The sequence below is a fragment of the Rhodopseudomonas sp. BR0C11 genome (genome assembly GCF_010820945.1).
GTDB lineage: Bacteria > Pseudomonadota > Alphaproteobacteria > Rhizobiales > Xanthobacteraceae > Rhodopseudomonas > Rhodopseudomonas palustris_H.
Genome location: NZ_QTKI01000645.1, coordinates 1 through 1,674 on the forward strand (window position 1 = coordinate 1; position 1,674 = coordinate 1,674).

A 1,674-nucleotide genomic window follows, 5' to 3' on the forward strand; every position below is an offset into this window, starting at 1 on the left:
GAAAGCCTGGTTCGCAGGCCAGCGGCCGCTGACGCCGGTGGCCGAAACGCCGGTGAAAGGCCGCTGACGATGTGGCGCGCGTTCGGCACGGTGATCCTCTCGGCGCTGCTCGCGTCCGCCGCCGCGGCGCAGGACGCAGCCTCGATGAAGAAGGAGATGGTCGGCCAGTGGGAATTGGCCACCACCGAACGCAGCAAGACCTGCGTCGTGACGCTGACGTCCGAGCCCGCTGCCAAAGGGCTGAAACTGACTCTCGAGCCTGACTGCGCCAAGACGCTGCCGTTCACCAAGGCGATCACCGCCTGGGACGTCAAAGGCCTCGACATCGTCCGGCTGGAGACCGCCGACGGCGACTCGGTGATCGATTTCACCGAGGTCGAGAGCGGCATCTTCGAAGGCCATCGCGACGGCGAAGGGATCTACATCCTGCAGAACCTGGTCGCAGCCCGCTCGCTCGCCAAGTCGATGGAGCAGATGATCGGCGACTGGACCATGGTGCGCGGCAACGGCCGCCAGGTCTGCGGACTGACACTCACCAACACCGAAGCCGGCAACGATAATTTCCAGGCATTCCTGAAGCCGCGCTGCGATGCGCAGATCGCCGGCTTCGGTCCAACGATGTGGCGGCTCGAGCATGGTGCGATGCTGCTGGTGGCACCGAACGGCGATAGCTGGCGGTTCGAGGCCGACGACAATGCGCAGTGGCGCAAGGTGCCTGATACCGCCGATCCGCTGATCATGCTGCGCCAATAACCTCGTAGAGTTACCAGTCAGCTTCCCGTCTCGACGACCGGGCTTCTGGTCGTTTGACCTGCGTCATAGCTCAGCCGGCACTCAACTCAGCATCCTGCCCGGAACGCCATCTGCGATGCGTCGAGGGAGGACGGCAACATGATTGGCTGGTTGAAGGCAATGTCGGCGGCCGCAACGGCCGCGCTACTGCTGATGACGGCGCCCGCGCGAAGCGAGCCGGCGCCGGTCTCCGACGAAGAAGCGTTGAGCCTCGGGATCGATGCTTATTTGTATTTCTATCCGCTGGTGACGATGGACCTTACCCGCAAGCAGTCGACCAATGTCGAGGCGGGCAAGGAGTTCGGCAAAGGGCCGATGAACAGCTTCGTCAGCGTGCCGGCCTATCCGCCGGCGGATTTCAAGACGGTCGTGCGGCCGAATTTCGATACGCTGTATTCGATCGCCTGGCTCGATCTGTCGCGAGAGCCGATGGTGGTGACGGCGCCCGACACCAACGGCCGCTACTACCTGCTGCCGATGCTCGATATGTGGACCGACGTGTTCGCCTCGCCTGGCTGGCGCACCACCGGCACCCAGGCGCAGAAATTCCTGGTCACGGCGCCCGGCTGGAGCGGCACGGTGCCGTCCGGGATGCAGCGGATCGAGGCGCCAACGCCGATCATCTGGATCATCGGCCGAACCAAGACCGACGGGCCGGCGGACTACGCCGCGGTGCACCAGATCCAGGCCGGCTACACCGCGACGCCGCTGTCGCAATGGGGCAAGCCGCCGGTCCCGGCCCCCGCCTTCGTACCCGATCCCGCGATCGACATGAAGACGCCGCCGAAACAGCAGGCCGACAGCATGCCGGCCGGCCAGTTTTTCGCCTACGCGGCCGAACTCCTGAAACAGAACCCGCCGCATATCACCGACCAGCCGATC

At 65.0% G+C, this 1,674-nt stretch carries 2 protein-coding genes; both read left to right on the forward strand.

Annotated elements, in window-relative coordinates:
• The first annotated feature begins 69 nt into the window (after window positions 1–69).
• Window positions 70–753 (forward strand): protease inhibitor Inh/omp19 family protein, encoded by a 684-nt coding sequence (locus DYI24_RS26165; protein WP_107342685.1) that lies wholly within the window; start codon window positions 70–72, stop codon window positions 751–753.
• Window positions 754–891: 138 nt separating this feature from the next.
• Window positions 892–1,674 (forward strand): DUF1254 domain-containing protein (locus tag DYI24_RS26170; RefSeq protein ID WP_164574379.1); only part of this gene is annotated, 783 nt, incomplete at its 3' end.